The sequence below is a fragment of the Escherichia sp. MOD1-EC6819 genome (assembly GCF_002965765.1).
Taxonomy (GTDB): Bacteria; Pseudomonadota; Gammaproteobacteria; order Enterobacterales; family Enterobacteriaceae; genus Escherichia; species Escherichia ruysiae.
Genome location: NZ_PTRG01000037.1, coordinates 1 through 1,447, shown reverse-complemented (window position 1 = coordinate 1,447; position 1,447 = coordinate 1). Strand labels below are relative to the sequence as shown.

The 1,447-nt window shown below is 43.2% G+C and carries 2 protein-coding genes; both read right to left on the bottom strand.

Annotated elements, in window-relative coordinates; genetic code table 11:
• Window positions 1-107 precede the first annotated feature (107 nt).
• The gene (locus tag A7Z06_RS21500; protein ID WP_000654171.1) at window positions 108-386 is read right to left on the bottom strand and encodes a hypothetical protein; all 279 of its coding nucleotides are present in this window, start codon (window positions 384-386) and stop codon (window positions 108-110) included.
• On the bottom strand, window positions 383-1,447 hold a 1,065-nt coding region (locus tag A7Z06_RS22190; RefSeq protein ID WP_446718712.1), incomplete at its 5' end, for a phage head spike fiber domain-containing protein. The genes A7Z06_RS22190 and A7Z06_RS21500, both read right to left, overlap by 4 nt.

Here is a 1,447-nt window from a genome sequence, read left to right as displayed (position 1 = left end):
GCTATCGCTCCGTAAGCCCAGTTTCCGGTAAAAAGACCAACCAGTATCTGCGCAGCCACAGCACAAAGTGCATGAAGTAAGGGGCTTATATCCATTATTTCCTCCTTTCAGCTCCATTCCCGAAGCGGTGTTTCCAGCTCCACGACATAATCAGAGAATACAGAAACATCAAACAAGTCATCAAGAATGCGAATGTTGACAAAATAACCGTTATTCCGGATACAGACAGGTTCTCCCTCTTCAGTTACCCCTGTTTCTGTGTAGGTGAAACCAATTTCATCGACTAACAGTTTATTCTGGAGGTCTTCATCTTCCTCCCAGTCAAGAGATGACAGGAAGGATTTAAACTCTCTGTTACCAGGAAATTTCAAAGTTAAATCTTTCATACTGCCTCCTTGATTTGCCTGTCATTTAATTCTTTAAACCAGACTCTGAAATTTCTGATGTGTCCAAACAAATGACGCGTTCCTGCTGCGGTCTGCCCACCAAACCGGTACGATGTTGCTGTAACTCCAAATATTTTACCATTAAGGTTTGTTGTATAATTACCACTGCATATTGCATTTACTGATAAATCAGATTTAGCTCTCACACCCACAATGAACCTTTCTCCATCTGAGGAAATTTGTGGCTGAACCATTCCTACGTTGGCGCTTATCTTTCCTGTTGAAACAAACCCCAGCGATAAATAATTATCATCAATACTGTGCCCTCCAACATCAAATATCCTTGGCGCAACATTGGGCGGTGTACTCCAGTTCCTCCTTACTTCGCACAATACTGTAAAAGGCCGTGTTGACAGGTTATTCGCCGAGGGGATAGTAACCACATCACTTGCGCGTGTTGTTGGCATTGTAGTTACAATAAATGACGATGCCGTATTGCCCAGTTCAATTTGCGGCGTCGTCATGGTTAATGTTGAGTCATCATAGAATGGCTCATTACTTATTTTATTTGTCATATAAAAAGCACAGTTAACGGTATCAATGTCCGTATTAGCTGTATAAGTGGCCTCATAGTAGGTCCACTCGCCCTGTTGTTCAGCTTTGGCTGTTATAAGGGATGTATTACCGCTTACTGTTGCGATCCGGGTATCCAGATCAAGATAAGGGTCAGCAGAGAATGTATCTGTTCCACCAATAATAACTGAAACTCTTAACCTGCATCGTGCTTTAGCGCCTTTAACCCGGCACGAAAAAGTGAAACATTCACCACTTGCCAGCGGGAATCTGTCTGCTGCAACCACACCATGCACAGTATAGCCACCTGTTGTTCCCACTATACTTTCCGTGGGTGTCACCGTGGCATAATTGAACCCCTGTTTATCAGTGCCAAATGTTTTATTCAGTGCGGAATGAACAGTCCATGAGTCTGGTTTATTTGAGTTCCTCAGATAATTTGTCCTCTGTCCTTCAATCAATAAGCCATCGCGCTCAAATCGCGGTTC